At 69.8% G+C, this 16,636-nt stretch carries 20 protein-coding genes; 4 read left to right on the top strand and 16 right to left on the bottom strand.

The features are described from left to right. Positions 1–87: 87 nt before the first annotated feature. The 12 genes from MHN80_RS08720 to hisD form a co-directional block, all read right to left on the bottom strand. Entirely contained in the window at positions 88–891 is an 804-nt protein-coding gene (locus MHN80_RS08720; protein ID WP_239400966.1) for a TIGR02234 family membrane protein, read from the bottom strand. Beyond that, entirely contained in the window at positions 888–2,462 is a 1,575-nt protein-coding gene (locus MHN80_RS08725; RefSeq protein WP_101819506.1) for an anthranilate synthase component I, read from the bottom strand. The genes MHN80_RS08720 and MHN80_RS08725 overlap by 4 nt, the downstream gene beginning before the upstream one ends. Next, on the bottom strand, positions 2,459–2,638 hold the full coding sequence (locus MHN80_RS08730) for a tautomerase family protein (RefSeq protein ID WP_004021167.1): 180 nt from the start codon (positions 2,636–2,638) through the stop codon (positions 2,459–2,461). The genes MHN80_RS08725 and MHN80_RS08730 overlap by 4 nt, the downstream gene beginning before the upstream one ends. Positions 2,639–2,714: 76 nt before the next feature. Then, positions 2,715–3,116, bottom strand: a complete 402-nt coding sequence (gene hisI / locus MHN80_RS08735; protein ID WP_004021168.1) for a phosphoribosyl-AMP cyclohydrolase — start codon at positions 3,114–3,116, stop codon at positions 2,715–2,717. Positions 3,117–3,156: 40 nt separating this feature from the next. Further along, a complete protein-coding gene (gene hisF / locus MHN80_RS08740; protein WP_004021169.1) occupies positions 3,157–3,930 on the bottom strand; it encodes an imidazole glycerol phosphate synthase subunit HisF in 774 nt (257 codons plus the stop codon). Next, positions 3,927–4,808 (bottom strand): inositol monophosphatase family protein, encoded by an 882-nt coding sequence (locus MHN80_RS08745; RefSeq protein ID WP_239400968.1) that lies wholly within the window; start codon positions 4,806–4,808, stop codon positions 3,927–3,929. Before MHN80_RS08745 ends, hisF begins: the two co-directional genes overlap by 4 nt. Continuing rightward, positions 4,808–5,551, bottom strand: coding sequence for a bifunctional 1-(5-phosphoribosyl)-5-((5-phosphoribosylamino)methylideneamino)imidazole-4-carboxamide isomerase/phosphoribosylanthranilate isomerase PriA (gene priA / locus MHN80_RS08750; protein ID WP_239400970.1), 744 nt, complete (start codon positions 5,549–5,551; stop codon positions 4,808–4,810). The genes MHN80_RS08745 and priA overlap by 1 nt, the downstream gene beginning before the upstream one ends. Positions 5,552–5,617: 66 nt before the next feature. Then, on the bottom strand, positions 5,618–5,956 hold the full coding sequence (locus MHN80_RS08755; RefSeq protein WP_239400972.1) for a hypothetical protein: 339 nt from the start codon (positions 5,954–5,956) through the stop codon (positions 5,618–5,620). Then, positions 5,953–6,594: an imidazole glycerol phosphate synthase subunit HisH gene (hisH, locus tag MHN80_RS08760; RefSeq protein WP_239400974.1), complete on the bottom strand. Its 642-nt coding sequence runs from the start codon at positions 6,592–6,594 to the stop codon at positions 5,953–5,955. The genes MHN80_RS08755 and hisH overlap by 4 nt, the downstream gene beginning before the upstream one ends. After that, positions 6,591–7,229: an imidazoleglycerol-phosphate dehydratase HisB gene (hisB, locus tag MHN80_RS08765; protein ID WP_101819501.1), complete on the bottom strand. Its 639-nt coding sequence runs from the start codon at positions 7,227–7,229 to the stop codon at positions 6,591–6,593. Before hisB ends, hisH begins: the two co-directional genes overlap by 4 nt. After that, a complete protein-coding gene (locus MHN80_RS08770) occupies positions 7,226–8,377 on the bottom strand; it encodes a histidinol-phosphate transaminase (RefSeq protein WP_239400976.1) in 1,152 nt (383 codons plus the stop codon). Before MHN80_RS08770 ends, hisB begins: the two co-directional genes overlap by 4 nt. Next, positions 8,374–9,717, bottom strand: coding sequence for a histidinol dehydrogenase (gene hisD, locus MHN80_RS08775; protein WP_239400978.1), 1,344 nt, complete (start codon positions 9,715–9,717; stop codon positions 8,374–8,376). Before hisD ends, MHN80_RS08770 begins: the two co-directional genes overlap by 4 nt. Positions 9,718–9,875: 158 nt before the next feature. On the opposite strand from hisD, the gene MHN80_RS08780 reads away from it, so the two are divergent. The 3 genes from MHN80_RS08780 to MHN80_RS08790 all read left to right on the top strand — a co-directional run bounded on the left by MHN80_RS08780 (position 9,876) and on the right by MHN80_RS08790 (position 12,823). Beyond that, positions 9,876–10,331, top strand: a complete 456-nt coding sequence (locus tag MHN80_RS08780; RefSeq protein WP_101819578.1) for a hemerythrin domain-containing protein — start codon at positions 9,876–9,878, stop codon at positions 10,329–10,331. 206 nt (positions 10,332–10,537) lie between these two features. Continuing rightward, complete coding sequence (locus MHN80_RS08785) at positions 10,538–12,178, top strand: HNH endonuclease signature motif containing protein (RefSeq protein WP_239400980.1); 1,641 nt, start codon at positions 10,538–10,540, stop codon at positions 12,176–12,178. A gap of 324 nt (positions 12,179–12,502) precedes the next feature. Then, positions 12,503–12,823 carry a hypothetical protein gene (locus tag MHN80_RS08790; protein WP_239400982.1) on the top strand — a complete coding sequence of 107 codons (321 nt, stop codon included), beginning with the start codon at positions 12,503–12,505 and terminating at the stop codon, positions 12,821–12,823. A gap of 4 nt (positions 12,824–12,827) precedes the next feature. Here the strand turns inward: MHN80_RS08790 and nadC are convergent, their stop codons facing one another. The 4 genes from nadC to MHN80_RS08810 all read right to left on the bottom strand — a co-directional run bounded on the left by nadC (position 12,828) and on the right by MHN80_RS08810 (position 15,760). After that, positions 12,828–13,739: a carboxylating nicotinate-nucleotide diphosphorylase gene (gene nadC / locus MHN80_RS08795; protein ID WP_275447536.1), complete on the bottom strand. Its 912-nt coding sequence runs from the start codon at positions 13,737–13,739 to the stop codon at positions 12,828–12,830. Further along, positions 13,736–14,803 carry a quinolinate synthase NadA gene (gene nadA, locus MHN80_RS08800; protein WP_239400986.1) on the bottom strand — a complete coding sequence of 356 codons (1,068 nt, stop codon included), beginning with the start codon at positions 14,801–14,803 and terminating at the stop codon, positions 13,736–13,738. The genes nadC and nadA overlap by 4 nt, the downstream gene beginning before the upstream one ends. A gap of 193 nt (positions 14,804–14,996) precedes the next feature. Further along, positions 14,997–15,503: a DUF1990 family protein gene (locus tag MHN80_RS08805; protein ID WP_239400988.1), complete on the bottom strand. Its 507-nt coding sequence runs from the start codon at positions 15,501–15,503 to the stop codon at positions 14,997–14,999. Then, on the bottom strand, positions 15,500–15,760 hold the full coding sequence (locus MHN80_RS08810; RefSeq protein ID WP_239400990.1) for a helix-turn-helix domain-containing protein: 261 nt from the start codon (positions 15,758–15,760) through the stop codon (positions 15,500–15,502). The genes MHN80_RS08805 and MHN80_RS08810 overlap by 4 nt, the downstream gene beginning before the upstream one ends. Positions 15,761–15,842: 82 nt before the next feature. Here MHN80_RS08810 and map point away from each other — a divergent pair, with 82 nt between their 5' ends. Next, a complete protein-coding gene (map, locus tag MHN80_RS08815; protein WP_239400992.1) occupies positions 15,843–16,616 on the top strand; it encodes a type I methionyl aminopeptidase in 774 nt (257 codons plus the stop codon). Positions 16,617–16,636: the final 20 nt, after the last annotated feature.

Consider the following 16,636-nt stretch of genomic DNA (forward strand, 5'->3'; position numbering starts at 1 on the left):
CGATCTGTGACCTCGCCCCGCCGGTGGGTACTCCGCCGGCCCCGGTGTCGGAGGAGTGATCTCGCGCACCCGGCCTCCGGGCACGCGTCAGCGACGGTCGGGATCGGTGGGGTCGGTCGGATCGATTCCGGTGTCGAGCGCGTCCCACATCATGCGTTCGTTGGCGCCCGGCGGAGTCGGATCCGCCGTCGGTTCCGCCGGGTCCGCGTCGTCCCCGGACCCCGGTTTCCCGGACCCGGCCGCTCCGGTCCCGGCCGTCCCGGTCGGCGTCGTCCCGGAGTGTGCCTCGGTGGCCTTGCGACGCTCGTAGTCGGCGAAGATCTCGGTCTCGATCTCCTCGCGCCGCGCGGCCGGGGTGGTGTACTTCGACGACCGGGTCGCGCCCTTCGCGACACGCAGCAGGGCCACCGCCGCGCCGACGGCACAGAGGGTGCCGGCGAGGACGAGGAGGGCCGCCAGGGTGTTGGTGTCGACGTAGAGCACCACGTAGCGATCGGGAATGCTGCCCGCATCCGCCGCATAGTCCGAGTCGGCGCCGCCGGTGATCAGCGAGATCGCCGGGAAGGCGGCCAGGACGCCGCCCACCGCGACCAGGATCGCGACGACTCGAAGGGCCCACCCGCGCACCGACAGCGCCGCGAGGATGCCCGCCAGGTAGACCAGCGCGAGCGGGGTGAGCCAGGGACTCCAGTCCCCGCCGTTGACCTCGAACGCGCGCTGCGGGGACAACCCGTCCTCGGCCGAGACGGTGGCCCAGGTCATCCGGCTCGCCCCCCAGAAGGCGGCCGCGGCGGCCGCCATCAGCAGCGCCGCGATGACCTGCAGGCGGCGGACGGACTTGCGGCGCGTCGTCTCGGCGTCGGGCCCGGTTCCTGGTTCGGCAGAGGTCATGAGGTCTCACCCACCCGTCGCATCGTCGAGGCGGCGGCGACGGCGTTGAGCACCGCGGTCGCCTTGTTACGCGCCTCGTTGTATTCGTACTCGGGCTCACTGTCGGCGACCACGCCGCCGCCGGCCTGCACGAACGCCTTGCCGCGTGCGAGCAGCGCGGTGCGGATCGCGATGGCGGTGTCGGCGTTGCCGGCGAAGTCGATGTAGCCCACGATCCCGCCGTACAGACCCCGGCGGGTCATCTCGTGTTCGTCGATGAGTTCCATCGCCCGCACCTTCGGGGCCCCGGTGAGCGTTCCGGCCGGGAAGCAGGCCGTCACGGCGTCGAGGGCGTGCTTGTCGTCGCGGAGGGTCCCCGACACGGTCGAGACGAGATGCATGACGTGGCTGTAGCGCTCGATGTGCCGGTAGTCGCTGACCTTGACCGTGCCGGGCACGCACACGCGGCCGAGGTCGTTGCGGCCGAGGTCGACCAGCATCAGGTGTTCGGCATTCTCCTTCTCGTCCTCGATCAGCCCCTTGCCGAGCAGCTGGTCTTCTTCCTCGGTCGCGCCGCGCCAGCGTGTACCCGCGATCGGATGCGTGGTCGCGACCCCGTCGGCCACGGTGACGAGTGCCTCGGGGCTGCTGCCGACGATGGTGAACGGCTTGCGCGCGATCGCGTCGGGCGAGCCGGTGTCGCTGTGCTCCTCGGTGCCGGGCATCCGCAGCAGATACATGTACGGACTCGGGTTCGAGGCGCGCAGTACCCGGTACACGTCGAGGGGGTCGGCGTCGGAGTCCATCTCGAAGCGCATCGACGGCACGACCTGGAAGGCCTCGCCCGCCTCGATCTCACCGACCAGATCGGTGACGATCTCGCTGTACTCCGCGAGGGAGCGTTGCGCGGTGAACTCGGGCCGCGGGCGGTCGAAGGTCGACACCGTCGACGGCGCGGGTGCGGCGAGCGCCTCGGTCATCCGATCGAGCCGGGCAAGGGCGTCGGCGTAGGCGTGCTCCACCCGGTCGTCGGAGCCGTCCCAGTTCACCGCGTTCGCGATGAGCGTGATCGTGCCCTCGTGATGGTCGACCGCGGCGAGGTCGGTGGCCAGGACCATCATCATGTCGGGGAGGCCGAGGTCGTCGACCGTGGTCTCGGGCAGACGTTCCAGCCTGCGGACCATGTCGTAGGCCATGAAGCCGACGAATCCTCCGGTCAGCGGCGGCATCCCGGGCAGCGGGTCGGTCTGCAGGACGCGCAGCGACTCCGCGAGCACCTCCAGCGCGTCGCCGCCCTCGGGTGCGCCGACCGGTACCGACCCCCACCAGTGCGCCTGCCCGTCGACGACGGTCAGGGCCGACGGCGCACCGGCGCCGATGAACGACCACCGGGACCAGGATCGCCCGTTCTCGGCGGATTCCAGCAGGAAGGTCCCCGGACGGTCACCCGCGAGCTTCCGGTACGCCGACAGCGGCGTCTCGGAGTCGGCGAGGACCTTGCGCGTCACCGGCACCACGCGGTGATCGCGCGCGAGATCGAGGAACTCCGCGAGAGTCGTCGTGGCGGCCGCTGCGCCGGTACCGGACGTCATCCGAGCGGCTCGCCGCCGACGCCCCACTGATTACGCGGAACCTCCGTGATCGTCACCCAGACCGAATCGGGGTTCTTGCCGGTCGCCTTGGCGTAGGCCTCGGTGACCGCGGCGATCGTCTCGCGTTTCACGCGATCGGACAGTCCCGGCGTCTGCGAGATCTGGATGAGGGGCATGGACGCACCGCCTTTCGAAGGTCTCGAGTTGTGACGAGTTCCCGGGCAATCTGTCCCGGGACTCGTGTCTGGGGCTCTATTCTGCTGGGTCCGGCGAGCCCGGCCCGGCGTCGGCCCCGGAATCGGGTCCCGCGTCGATCCCGAACGTCAGCGACTCGGTGTCGAAGCAACTGTGATTGCCGGTGTGGCAGGCCGCGCCGACCTGGTCGACGACCAGCAGCACGGTGTCCCCGTCGCAGTCGATCCGGGCGTCGTGCACGTACTGCGTGTGCCCGCTGGTCTCCCCCTTGACCCAGTACTCCTGGCGCGACCGCGAGTAGTAGGTGCCCTTCCGCGTGGCCAGCGTGCGCTCGAGCGCGACGTCGTCCATCCAGGCGACCATCAGCACCGTCCCGGTGCTGCGTTCCTGGGCCACCGCGGTGAACAGGCCGTCGGAGTTTCGTTTCAGGCGTGCGGCGAGATCGGGATCGAGGGCCATCAGCGTCCTTCCTGGTCTGTTCGGGAGCACATGGGACTCCTCATCGGACGGTGATCCCGGCGTCGCGCATGGCCGTCTTCACCTCGGCCACGGTGAGTTCACCGAAGTGGAAGACCGAGGCCGCGAGAACGGCGTCGGCGCCCGCCTCCACGGCCGGTGCGAAGTCCTCGATGCGGCCGGCGCCGCCGCTGGCGATGACCGGTACCGACACCGCGGCGCGCACGGCCGTCAGCATGCGGAGATCGAAGCCCTGCTTGGTGCCGTCGGCGTCCATCGAGTTCAGCAGGATCTCCCCCACGCCGAGATCTTGGCCGCGGCGTGCCCATTCGACGGCGTCGATTCCGGTGCCCTTGCGGCCGCCGTGGGTCGTGACCTCCCAGCCCGACGGCGTGGGCTCCGACCCCGCCGGCACGGTCCGCGCATCCACCGACAACACGATGCACTGCGAGCCGAAACGACGGCTCATCTCGGCGAGCACATCGGGCCGGGCGATGGCCGCGGTGTTGACGCTGACCTTGTCGGCCCCGGCGCGCAGCATGGTGTCGACGTCGTCGACGGTCCGGATGCCGCCGCCGACGGTGAGCGGGATGAAGACCTGATCGGCGGTGCGCTTGACGACGTCGATCATCGTCGACCGTCCCGAGCTCGACGCGGTGACGTCGAGGAAGGTCAGTTCGTCCGCGCCCTCGCGGTCGTAGCGCTCGGCCAGTTCGACCGGGTCGCCTGCGTCGCGCAGGTTGGCGAAGTTGACGCCCTTGACCACACGGCCGTCGTCGACGTCGAGGCACGGGATGACCCGGGTCGCCAGCGTCATCGTCGGGTCTCCTTCGGGGTGGTGGATTCTGGGGTGATGGAGTCTGGGGTGATGGAGTCTGGGGCCCATTCCGGGACCGTCTCGGCGATGACACCCATCAGCTCGGCGTGCACGGTCGGTGTGCCCGCGACCAGGGACGGCGAGGCCACCGTCCACGGCCGGCCGGCGATGTCGGTCGCCACGCCGCCTGCGGCACGGACCAGTGCGGCGCCCGCGGCGTTGTCCCAGGGGTGCCGGCCGAAGGCGATCGCCCCGCCGAACACGCCGGCTGCGGTGAAGGCCATGTCGACACCCGTCGACCCGGTCATGCGGATCCGGGCGGCACGCGTGCTCAGTTCGCGCAGGAGGTCGGCGCGGCGCGAGCCGGGGTACCTGCCGCCACCGCGGGCATCGAAGGGTCCGAAGGCGATGGCCGCCTCGGCGAGGACGGGGTCGGGGGCCGGCGGAGCGGGCTCGCCGTCGATGAGCAGCGGGCCGTCGACGTGTGCGGCATACCGGCGCCCCACGAGCGGGAGCCAGGTCATCCCGAGGGTGGCCTCGCCGTCGACCACGAGACCGAGCAGGATTCCGGTGAGCGGCAGCCCCGCCGAGTAGTTGAACGTGCCGTCGATCGGGTCGAGCACCCACACCGGCCCGTCGACGACGTCGGCACCGCCGAACTCCTCACCGTGGACCGGGATCTGCGTGCGATCGGCGAGCTCGGCCCCGATGTGCCGTTCGAGATCCAGGTCGATCTGCGTGGCGAAGTCGGTGCCGCCCTTGTTGATCGCGCTCGGGGCACCCTGCCCGTCGACGAATCGCTCGACCGCGGCGTCGAGGATCGACCCGGCGGTGTCGAGCAACCGGGGCAGGTCGAGAGAGGTGTCGGAAGAGCTCATCAGACCCCGGCGACCGCGGTCAGCGCCTCCGGCAACGTGAAGCGGCCCGCGTAGAGCGCCTTGCCGACGATGGCGCCCTCGACACCCTGTCCGGTGAGGCCGGCGATCGCGACCAGATCCTCGATGGCCGAGACTCCGCCCGAGGCCACGATCGGGGCGTCGGTGGCCGCCGCGACCTCGGCGAGCAGGTCGAGGTTCGGACCCTGCAGGGTGCCGTCCTTCGACACGTCGGTGACCACGTAGCGGGCGCATCCGTCGCGGTTGAGCCGCTCGAGGACCTCCCACAGATCGCCACCGTCGGTCACCCAGCCACGACCGCGAAGGCGGTAGGAGTCACCGTCACGGATCACGTCGAGACCGACCGCGATGCGGTCGCCGTGTTCGGCGATCGCGCGGGCACACCATTCCGGGTTCTCCAGCGCGGCGGTGCCGAGGTTCACGCGGGTGCAGCCGGTCGCGAGGGCGGCCGCCAGCGAATCGTCGTCGCGGATGCCGCCGGACAACTCGACCTTCACGTCGAGTTCGCCGACGACGCCGGCCAGCAGGTCGCGGTTGTCGCCTCGGCCGAAGGCCGCGTCGAGGTCGACGAGGTGGATCCACTCCGCGCCGTCCCGCTGCCACGCCAGCGCGGCATCGCGCGGCGAGCCGTAGGAGGTCTCGGTGCCGGCCGCGCCCTGGACGAGGCGGACCGCCTGCCCGTCGGCGACGTCGACGGCGGGAAGGAGTTCGAGGGTGCTACCCATGGGTGAATCTGTCCTGTCTGTTCTGGATCGAGCGATTCGGCTGTCGGGACGTGCTCGGGTGTCGGGTCAGGCCGGGTGGTGACCGTCGCGCGCCGCGATCAGGTCCGCCCGGGCGCGGTCGACCATGCGGTTGGCAACGGTACCGATCGCGGCGATCATCGCCGCCACCGCCACCAGCGCGGCGACGAGTCCGGCGACCGGCGACCAGCGCGCACAGAGCGCGATGATCGGGATGGAGACGATCAGGACCAGCACACCCGCACCGAGAGCGTAGAAGGCGAGTTTCGCGATCGAGAAACCGGCGGGCGCCGATGCGGCGTCGGCCGGCCCGGACTCGACCGGTGAGCCGCGGTGTCCGTCGCCGTGCCCGGGGTCGTCGTCCGGGCGCGGCGTGCCGCCGGTCACGAGAGTCCCCGAACCCAGTTCTCCAGCAGGTGGGCGCCGGCGTCACCGGATTTCTCGGGGTGGAACTGGGTGGCCGACAGCGGCCCGTTCTCGACCGCGGCGAGGAAGCGCCCGCCGTGTTCGGCCCAGGTCAGTCTGGGTGCGCGCAGCCGAGAGCCGTCGCTGTCCATCTCCCACACCTGTGCGGCGTAGGAGTGCACGAAGTAGAAGCGGGTGTCGGCGTCGAGCCCGTCGAACAAGACCGACCCCTCGGGCGCGTCGACCGTGTTCCACCCCATGTGCGGCAACACCGGCGCGGGCAGCTGCGTCACGCTGCCCGGCCACTCCCCGCACCCGTCCGCCTCGACGCCGAACTCGACGCCGCGTTCGAAGAGGATCTGCATGCCGACGCAGATGCCCAGGACCGGCCGGCTCCCGGCGAGCCGGCGACCGACGATCCGGTCGCCCTTCACGGCACGCAGACCTTCCATGCAGGCGGCGAAGGCGCCGACGCCGGGCACGACGAGGCCGGTGGCGTTCAGGGCGGTGTCGAAGTCGGAGGTGACGGTCACCTGTGCCCCGGTGCGTTCCAGCGCGCGCTGCGCCGACCGCAGGTTGCCCGACCCGTAGTCGAGGATGGTGACATCGACGGCGCTCACAGCGCACCCTTCGTCGAGGGCACACCCGTGACGCGCGCGTCGTATTCGGTGGCGGCGCGCAGCGCACGGGCCACGGCCTTGAACTCGGCTTCGGTGATGTGGTGCTGGTCGCGGCCGTAGAGCACACGGACGTGCAGGGCGATCCGAGCGTTGAGAGCGATCGATTCGAAGACGTGCCGGTTGATGACCGTCGAATACGGCACGCCGGGGTAGCCGCCGATCACCGCGGTCAGCATGTGCTCGGGCTCCCCGGTGTGCACGCAGTACGGACGGCCGGAGACGTCGACCACCGCCTGGGCGAGGGTCTCGTCCATCGGAATCCACGAGTCGCCGAAGCGGCGGATGCCCTTCTTGTCGCCCAGCGCCTGACCCAGCGCCTGGCCCAGCACGATTGCGGTGTCCTCGATGGTGTGGTGGCCTTCGACCTCGACGTCGCCCTTCGCCTCGACGGTCAGGTCGAAGCTGCCGTGCTGACCGAACGCGGTCAGCATGTGGTCGAAGAACGCGATGCCCGTCGAGATGTTCGTCACGCCGGTGCCGTCGAGGTTCAGTTCGACGGCGATCGACGACTCCCGGGTGGTCCGTTCGACCTTCGCGATGCGGGGTGCCCGGCTCTCGGATGCGGGGTTGGTCACTGGGTGTTCTCCAGATCTGTGGTGGCAAGGGTGCGGCTGACGTCGAGGAAGGCGTCGTTCTCGTGGGCGAGTCCGACGGTCACCCGCAGGTGGCCGGCGATCCCGACGTCGCGGATGAGGACGCCCTGGTCGAGGTAACGCTGCCACGACGCCGCTGCATCCCGGAAACCGCCGAACAGCACGAAGTTCGAGTCGGAGTCGACGACGCGGTACCCGGCCTCGGTGAGCGCCGCGACCACACGGTCGCGTTCGGCGATGATCGCCGCGACACCGGCGAGGGTGTCGTCGCTGTGCCGAAGGGCCGCGCGCGCCGCAGCCTGGGTCAGCACGGACAGGTGGTACGGCAGCCGGACGAGCTGGATCGCGTCGACGACGGCCGGCGCCGCGGCGAGATACCCGAGGCGTCCGCCGGCGAAGGCGAACGCCTTGCTCATGGTGCGGCTGACGACGACCTTCGCCGGGAACTCGTCGATGAGCTCGACAGCGCTCGGCGCCGCGGAGAACTCCGCGTACGCCTCGTCGACGATCACGATGCCCGGTGCGGCCTCGACGATCCGGCGGAGATCGGCAAGCGGGATGGAACCGCCGGTCGGGTTGTTGGGCGAGGTCACGAAGACGACGTCGGGTTCGCGGTTCGCGACTTCGGCGACCGCGTACTCGGTGTCGAGGGAGAAGTCGCCTGCGCGCGCGGCGACCAGCCAGGTGGTGTCCGTGCCGTCGGCGATGATCGGGTGCATCGAGTACGACGGGACGAAGCCCAGCGCGCTGCGGCCCGGTCCGCCGAAGGCCTGCAGCAACTGCTGCAGGACCTCGTTCGAACCGTTTGCCGCCCAGAGGTTCTCGACGCCCAGCCGGACACCGGTGGCCCGGGTCAGGTAAGCGGCGAGGTCGGTACGCAGGGCGACGGCATCGCGGTCGGGATAGCGGTGCAGCTCGGCGGCCGCCTCGCGCACCGACGCGGTGACGTCGTCGATCAGGGCCGCTGACGGCGCGTGCGGGTTCTCGTTGGTGTTCAGGATCACCGGAACCTTGAGTTGCGGTGCGCCGTAGGCACTCTTGCCGCGGAGGTTGGCGCGCAGCGGCAGATCGTCGACGGTGATCGAGCCACCCGGCACGACTGCACCCACCACCGCATCGGACGCGGTCACCGGGCGGCACTCTTCACGAAGCGCTGCTTGACCGCGTCGCCGTGACCGGGCAGGTCCTCGGCATCGGCCAACGTCACCACCTTGTCGGCGACCTCACGCAGCGCGGCTTCGTCGTAGTCGATGACGTGGACGCCCTTGAGGAACGTCTGCACCGAGAGACCCGAGGCGAACCGCGCCGAACCCGACGTCGGCAGAACATGATTGGAGCCGGCGCAGTAGTCACCGAGACTCACCGGGGCATACGGGCCGACGAAGATCGCGCCCGCGTTGTGCACGCGGTCGGCGACCGCGGCGGCATCGCGCGTCTGGATCTCGAGGTGTTCGGCCGCATAGGCGTCCACGACCGCGAGTCCGGCGTCGAGATCATCGACGAGAACGACGCCCGACTGCTCCCCCGACAGCGCGGTGAGCACACGCTCGCGGTGCTTGGTGGCCGCGACCTGGGTGTCGAGCGCGGCGTCGACGGCGTCAGCGAGTTCGGCGCTGTCGGTGACGAGCACCGAGGCCGCCAGCACGTCGTGTTCGGCCTGGCTGATGAGGTCCGAGGCCAGGATGCCGGGATCGGCCGAGTCGTCGGCGAGGATCGCGATCTCGGTCGGTCCGGCTTCGGAGTCGATGCCCACCACGCTGCGGCACAGTCGCTTGGCCGCGGTGACGTAGATGTTGCCCGGGCCGGTGATGAGGTCGACCGGGTCGAGGACGGAGTTCGGCGCGTCGGCGGCCTCGGTGTCGTGACCGCCGTAGGCGAGCAGGGCCACCCCCTGGGCACCACCGACGGCCCACACCTCGTCGACGTCGAGGAGCGCGCAGGCGGCGAGGATCGTCGGGTGCGGCCAGCCGCCGAAGTCCTTCTGCGGCGGCGACGCGACGACCAGCGAGCCGACCCCGGCCTCCTGGGCGGGCACGACGTTCATGATGACCGACGACGGGTACACGGCGTTCCCGCCGGGAACGTACAGACCGACGCGGCGGACCGGGATCCACTTCTCGCTCACGACGCCGCCGTCGACGACCTGCGTGCGCGTGGTCTCGCGGCGCTGGTCGGCGTGGACCGTGCGTGCCCGTCGGATGGATTCGCGCAGCGCGTCGGCGACCTGCGGGTCGAGCTCGGCCAGGGCGTCGGCGATGACCTGGGCGGGTACCCGGACCGATGCGGGGCGGACGCCGTCGAACTTCTCGCCGAAGTCGAGTGCGGACTCGGTGCCGTTCTCGGCCACCGCATGCACCACCGGCGTCACCGTGTCGAGGACGGCATTGACATCGGTACCCCCGCGGGGCAGAGCACGACGCAACTCGGCGAGTGTCGGCGTGCTACCGCGCAGGTCAATTCGGGCGAGCATGATCTCTCCTGGTGGCTGCGGATTTACCCGACAAGGATACGTGTCGGATGCCAGTGGGTTTCTGGTGCGGGTGGTGCGACGGTTCTTCTACGGTGGACAACGGAATCGCCCACGACCGTGAGGACGCGAAAGTGTGCCAATACTGCGGGTGCCGGGACATGCCGTTGCTCCGCGACTACACCGCCGAACACGAACGGGCCGTGAACCTCGGCGGCGACGCGGTGCGGGCGCTCGATGCCGACGACCGCGACACCGCCCGCCGGCTCGCGGACCGGCTCGTGATCGAACTGCGGTCACACTGGCGCGGCGAGGAAGACGGGTTGTTCGCCCAGTTGCTCGACACCGACCGGGACCTCTTCGCCGGGTACATCGACCCGCTCATCGCCGAGCACCGGGAGCTCGATGCGTTCCTGACGTCGATGGACCTGTCCGATCCCGCCGACCGCGACCGGTTCCGACGCGAGGTCGACGGGCTGCACCGGCACATCGCGAAAGAGGAGGACGCACTGTTCCCCGCGTCGGTGACGACTCTCGACGGCGATCAGTGGGATGCCGCGATCGCCGCCTGGGAGCACGCGCATCCCGGGGAGAAGCTGCTCGACCACGGCGTGTAGGCGTCGGGAGGGTGCCCACACGCCTGCCTGAGCTGGGTCGCCGGGCTGACCAGATGGCGCCTACCACACGACACCGACAGTTCCCACCGCCCGCAGATTGCATCAATAGATCTGCGCGACAACATATCTCGAATCCTCCGCTGCCCGATTCTCGTGTACACTCGAACGTACATTCGCAGCAACGGCTCTCGGGGGAGGTGACCGTCATGGCCGACACCACACACGTCGACGACGATTCGGCTGCGCCCCGACCGCGTGCCGTCGAGCTGGTGGCCGAGCTGCATGCGATCCTCGACGAACTGCAGACCGTCAATCTGTCTCCGTGCACCGACGAAGAGTTGATCGAGGTCGCCGCCGCGACCGAACGCGCCATCGCCCGAACCACGTACGCCGGTGACCGGCAAGTCGCCGAAGTCGAGGGTCGTGACCTGCCACGCAAGACCGGGTACCGCACCCTCATCCAGTTCATGAACCACCGACTCCGCGTCACCAACCCGGTTCGGCGGCGCAAGCACCTCAACGCCACCGCCACGCTCACGTGCCTCAGCGGCGACCGCCTCGAACCGGAACACCCCACCCTGGCCGCAGCATTCGCCGCAGGAACGGTCGGGACCGCCCACGTCCAGGCCGCCCTCGATGTCCTCGACCAGATCCCCCACGCCGTCGAGCATGATGTGAAAGTCGCTGCGGAACGGCAGATGGCCGAAATCGCCGCCGATCACACACCCGCCGACATCATCCAACTCGGCGCGCGGCTTCTCGCTCACCTCGACCCCGACGGCACACCGTCCGACGGCACCGACCAGAAACGACGCCGCAACCTGTGGATCGGACGCCAACGAGCCGACGGCACCGCCACCATCTCCGGCACCCTGACCCCCGAACTCGCCGCCCGGCTCACGATGATGTTCGCCGTCTGGGGCAAACCCGGACTCAACAACCCCGACGACCCCGCCTCACCCCTGGGTCCGGCCGGCACCGCCGACCCCGACGCGCTGGCCACCGCAGCCGACCGTGACCAACGCACCCCCGCCCAGACAAATCACGACGCCCTCGACGCCGCACTGGCCGCTGGCTTGTCAGACGGGATTATCGGAACGTCGCATCGCGGGCTGCCCGTGCAACTGATCATCAAAGCCGATCTGGGCGACCTGATCCGTGAAGCCGGGCTCGCGACCACCGCCACCGGCACCCTGCTGCCCATCCCCGACCTGGTCGCGATGGCCGGCGACGTGCAGCCGTGGTTGGCAGTATTCAAGGACGCCACCGCGGTGCCGCTGTACTTCGGTAGGGGGAAGCGTCTGGCCACCCGCGAACAACGCCTCGTCTCCTTCGCGCGCCCCGACGGCGAGGTGTGCTCGACTCCCGGCTGCGATCAACCCGCCACCCAGGTCGAACTCCATCACGCCCACAAGGATTGGGCCAAGGGCGGTCTCACCAATATCGACGACCTCGCACCCGCCTGCCCCCGCCACAACCGCATGGTCGGCGACCAGCCCGGCCAGTACACCACCCGCATCGAACGGTCCGGACCCGACGAAGGCCGCTGCCTCTGGCGGTTGAACGCCGAACCCGGAGCACCACCCAACCCCGAACACATCAACCGCCGACCCGACATACCCCGGCGGTTCACCGCACACCTGAAAACAGTGCGCAACGAGATCCTCGGACCACCAACCCGGCCCGGCGATCAAGCACGCCCCGAGGCGCCACACTTCCACGACGTGCGCCGGTCATGGTTGAACATCAGCCACGTCATCGACGTCCGACCACCCCGACCCGGACCGCTCCCACCCCGGCCCTCCCTCGTCGAAGCACACCTCGTGGAGCTCCTCGCCACCCACTGACCGCGCCCGAGAGGTCGCAAACCTGCTGGCAGAGGATTCCCGACGCTCTCGGGTTCGTCGACCACAGGGTCCGGGACCGGTCAGGTGGCACGATCAACAGCGCCATGGGAACAGTTCCTGACGTTGCCGCCGACTTCTTCTCGGGCTCGCCGACGGGCCTGGCGATCTTCCTCGCCACCGAGCGGGCGGCCCGGACCCTTGGTGATGACGTGACCATTCGAGTCACGAAGAGCCAGATCACTTTCCGGCGAAGGTCCGGATTCGCGTATGTCTGGCGTCCAGGCCGCTACGTGCGATCCGAGCCCGCCTCGATATCCTCCGGTCGTGCCCAACCCGCGATCGCCGCTACACCTCTGCTGCCTGCTCTGGGCGCACGACGACGCGGCCGGTGACCTCACCCGATACGAGGACACCGTCCTCGATCTGCTCCCCGAGCACGGCGGTGCGGTGCTCAACCGGGTGGTCGGCGACGGACAGGGCGGTACGCCGCATGAGGTGCAGATCCTGCGGCTCGCCGACCGCAGTGCACTCGACGCCTATCTCGCCGATCCGCGCCGCACGGCGCTCGCCGACGAACGGGACCGGGTCATCGCCCGTACCGAGGTGTTCGAGGTCGATGTCCGGACCGGCGATCCGGGCAGCTGATCTCTCAGGGCGCGGGGATGTCCAACCCGAGGTCGAGCACGGTGACCGAATGGGTCAGCGCACCGACCGCGAGATAGTCGACGCCGGTGCGGGCGTAGTCGATGGCGACGTCGAGCGACAGACCACCGGAGCTCTCCAGTTTCGTCTCCGGCGAGCGCGTGTTGCGTCGCTGGACGGCCATCTGCGTTTCCCACGGCTCGAAGTTGTCCAGCAGGACGAGCTGCGGCCTCAGTTCGAGGACCTCGTCGAGCTGCGCCAGCGAGTCCACCTCCACTTCGACCGGCAGCCCGGGAGCCGCGTCCCGCACCGCTCGCAGTGCGGCCGCGACCGAACCGGCTGCGGCGACGTGGTTGTCCTTGATGAGTGCCGCATCGCCGAGACCCATGCGATGGTTGACCCCCCCGCCGGCCCGCACCGCGTACTTCTGCAGGTGGCGCATTCCGGGCAGAGTCTTGCGGGAATCCCGGATTCTCGCGCCCGTCTCCTCGACGGCCGCCACCCACGCCGCGGTTGCCGTCGCGATCCCCGACATGTGCGAGATCAGGTTCAGCGCAGTGCGTTCCGCGGTCAGCAGCGCGCGCGTCGGGGCGTGCACCGACAATACGACGGTGCCCGGTTCGACGCGGCTGCCGTCCTCGACCCGGGTTCCGATCGTGTACTCGCCCGCGCCGATCACCTCGTCGAAGACCGCCTCGACCACGGGCACACCGGCGATGACGCCGTGCGCGCGACTGACGATCGCCGCGTCGACGACCGCGTCGGCGGGCACCGTGGACGCGGTCGTGACGTCGGGTCCGTACCGCAGATCCTCGTCGAGGGCGGTCCGGATCAACGCGCGGACCTCGTCGGTGACCGCGACGCCGAGTTCGCCGCCCGCGGCCTGACCGACGAAATCGTCGCTCACGCCAGCGCTCATTCGCCCGATCCGGGGTTGCCGATCGCGATCATCCGCTCGACACTCTTGCGCGCCTTCTCGGCGACATCAGCGTCGACGAACACCTCGTCGCGACCCTCCCGCAGGCACCGGAGCATGGCGGCGGGCGTGATCATCTTCATGTAGGGGCACGAGGCGCGGTCGTTGACGGCCTGGAAGTCGACACCCGGCGCGGCCTTGCGCAGCTGGTGCAGCATCCCGACCTCGGTGGCGACCAGGACCTGCTTCGCAGCCGTCTCGCGGGCCGCGTCGAGCATTCCTCCGGTCGAGAGGATCTTCACCTTCTCCTCGGGCACGAAGCCCTCGCCCGCCAGGTACAGCGCCGACGTCGCGCACCCGCATTCGGGGTGGATGAACAGGTCGGCATCGGGGTGCGCGTTCGCCTGCGCGGTCAGCTCGTCACCGTTGATGCCGGCGTGGACGTGGCATTCGCCCGCCCAGATGTGGATGTTGTCGCGGCCGGTCTCACGCTTGACGTGTGCGCCGAGGAACTGGTCGGGCAGGAACAGCACGTCCCGGTCGGGATCGATCGAGGCCACCACGTCGACGGCGTTCGACGACGTGCAGCAGATGTCGGTCAGACCCTTCACCTCGGCGGTCGTGTTGACGTAGGACACCACGAGCGCGTCGGGGAACTCGGCCTTCCAGGCGCGCAGTTCGTCGGCGGTGATCGAGTCGGCCAGCGAACATCCGGCGCGCTCGTCGGGGATCAGGACCCGCTTCTCCGGGCTCAGGATCTTGGCCGTCTCGGCCATGAAGTGGACGCCGCAGAAGATGATCTCGTCGGAGTCGACCTCGGCGGCGATCCGCGACAGGGCCAGCGAGTCGCCGACATGGTCGGCGACGTCCTGGATGGCCGGGAGCTGGTAATTGTGTGCGAGCAGGGTCGCGTTGCGCGCCTTGGCGAGACGGCGGACCTCGTCTGCCCATTCCTGGGTCGGCTCGATACCGGTGTATCCGCCGGGCGCGTCGTACCACTGCGCATCGATGAGCGCCGACACTGCAGGCGCGGTCACGGCCGCGGGGCGATCGCTGGTGATGCTCATTGCCACTCCTCTGGCTGCCCGGCGACGAGTTCCGTCTCCGGGACGCTGGTTCCCCAGATCACGGGCCGTGTGTCCGAGGCAGGTTTTCGACTCATGGTCGAAAACGCTATGCATCGTAACATTCGCCACACCCGGAGCATTCCCGCGACCTGGCCGGGCCGTGGCGCCGGCCCCGGCCCCGATCCGGTTCAGCTCATCGGCACATCAGAGCATCGAGATAGCGCTCGCTGATTCGCGACTGGGCGAGGCGCCCGACCGGCCCGCCCAGCCGGGTGAACCACCGCCCCGGGCGCGAGAAGGCGACGATGTGCCCGACCACCGTGTCGTCGGCGAGCCATTCCACCCAGAAGCGTTCCTCGCCGACCTCCGGATGCCCGGGGAGCGTTCCATAGGCGAAACCCTGTTCACGGGGGGCGTCGAGCACCTCGACGACCCGGCACCGCGCGACGATCCCGAGTGGACCGACCCCGACCCGCAGGTCGACGTCAGCGCCGACCGTCGCCGCGGGGGTGGACGCGTCGACGCCGAAGCCGGCATGACGATGCATGTCCCAGTCCAGAATTCGCTGACCCGCCGTGGCGAAGCACGCAGCCCCCGAACCGATGACCCGCGACCGGCGCAAGTGGTGATAACCGGGCGGCAGCGTGCCCGATGTCGCGCCGACCTCCGGATAGGTGAGTGCCGATCGGTCGCCGCTCACCCCGCCCGCGCCACCTCGGCGTCGAGGACGAGAGCCAGATCGTCGAGCGAGGCGCCGAGCGCGCGGGCGAGCGCCGCGATGGTCGCGAAGGCGGGCGTCGGCATGCGTCCGGTCTCGATCTTGCGCAGGGTCTCCGGCGAGATGCCCGCGCCGAGCGCGACGTCGCCGAGCGGGCGGTCGCCGCGCAGCTCGCGGATACGAGCACCGACACGACGACCTGCCGCGATCTGTTCCGGGGTCAGCGGGTTACGCACCATGAGGCGATAGTAGCGGCTCCGGTATACAAATACCGACGATGGTGGTATTTCTATACCGCACATCGAATTCGAGAGGACGAGAATGGTCGAACTGAAGTCACCCGCCGAGGTTGCCGCCATGGGGGTGACGGGCGCCTTCATCGCAGATCTGCTGGACGACGTCGCCGGCCGCGCCGACGTCGGGGTCAACCTCCTCGACCTCGAGGAGCGTGCGCGGGAACTCATCGCCGAGCGCGGCGCGCAGTCGTGCTACTGGGACTACTCGCCGTCGTTCGGCCGCGGGCCCTTCCGCAACGTGATCTGCCTGTCGGTGAACGATGCTGTGCTGCACGGCCTCCCGCATGACTACGTCCTCGCCGACGGCGACCTGCTGTCGATGGACATCGCCGTCGCGATCGACGGCTGGGTGGCCGACTCCGCGCGCAGTGTCATCGTCGGAACCCCGCGGGCCGAGGACCGGCGCCTCGTCGCGGCCACCGAAGAGGCACTGACAGCGGCCATCGACGCGGCACGCCCGGGCGGACGGATCGGTGACATCTCGGCGGCGATCGGCGCGGTCGCCGCCGCGCACGGATATCGGGTCAACACCGAGTTCGGCGGACACGGCCTCGGTCGAACCATGCACGAGGACCCGCACGTCGCGAACATGGGCCGGGCCGGTCGGGGCATGAAGCTGCGCCCGGGACTCACCCTCGCGCTCGAGCCCTGGTTCACCCTCGGTTCCGAACGCATCAAGTTCGACGCCGACGGCTGGACCATCAGGTCTTTCGACGGTTCCCGCGGCGCCCACAGCGAGCACACGATCGCCGTCACCGAGGGCGAGGCGCTGATCCTGACCACGAACCGGGGCGGGTAGTCGAGGTCACCGGGTGGCTT

Origin of the sequence: Gordonia sp. McavH-238-E (assembly GCF_022348225.1) — a bacterium.
Lineage (GTDB): Bacteria > Actinomycetota > Actinomycetes > Mycobacteriales > Mycobacteriaceae > Gordonia > Gordonia terrae.

Bases quoted from the DNA above. Each gene is read 5' to 3' on its own strand.
- MHN80_RS08720 (WP_239400966.1), bottom strand. From the start codon at position 891: ATGACCTCTGCCGAACCAGGAACCGGGCCCGACGCCGAGACGACGCGC.
- MHN80_RS08725 (WP_101819506.1), bottom strand. From the start codon at position 2,462: ATGACGTCCGGTACCGGCGCAGCGGCCGCCACGACGACTCTCGCGGAG.
- MHN80_RS08730 (WP_004021167.1), bottom strand. From the start codon at position 2,638: ATGCCCCTCATCCAGATCTCGCAGACGCCGGGACTGTCCGATCGCGTG.
- hisI (WP_004021168.1), bottom strand. From the start codon at position 3,116: ATGGCCCTCGATCCCGATCTCGCCGCACGCCTGAAACGAAACTCCGAC.
- hisF (WP_004021169.1), bottom strand. From the start codon at position 3,930: ATGACGCTGGCGACCCGGGTCATCCCGTGCCTCGACGTCGACGACGGC.
- MHN80_RS08745 (WP_239400968.1), bottom strand. From the start codon at position 4,808: ATGAGCTCTTCCGACACCTCTCTCGACCTGCCCCGGTTGCTCGACACC.
- priA (WP_239400970.1), bottom strand. From the start codon at position 5,551: ATGGGTAGCACCCTCGAACTCCTTCCCGCCGTCGACGTCGCCGACGGG.
- hisD (WP_239400978.1), bottom strand. From the start codon at position 9,717: ATGCTCGCCCGAATTGACCTGCGCGGTAGCACGCCGACACTCGCCGAG.
- MHN80_RS08780 (WP_101819578.1), top strand. From the start codon at position 9,876: ATGCCGTTGCTCCGCGACTACACCGCCGAACACGAACGGGCCGTGAAC.
- MHN80_RS08785 (WP_239400980.1), top strand. From the start codon at position 10,538: ATGGCCGACACCACACACGTCGACGACGATTCGGCTGCGCCCCGACCG.
- nadC (WP_275447536.1), bottom strand. From the start codon at position 13,739: ATGAGCGCTGGCGTGAGCGACGATTTCGTCGGTCAGGCCGCGGGCGGC.
- nadA (WP_239400986.1), bottom strand. From the start codon at position 14,803: ATGAGCATCACCAGCGATCGCCCCGCGGCCGTGACCGCGCCTGCAGTG.
- MHN80_RS08810 (WP_239400990.1), bottom strand. From the start codon at position 15,760: ATGGTGCGTAACCCGCTGACCCCGGAACAGATCGCGGCAGGTCGTCGT.
- map (WP_239400992.1), top strand. From the start codon at position 15,843: ATGGTCGAACTGAAGTCACCCGCCGAGGTTGCCGCCATGGGGGTGACG.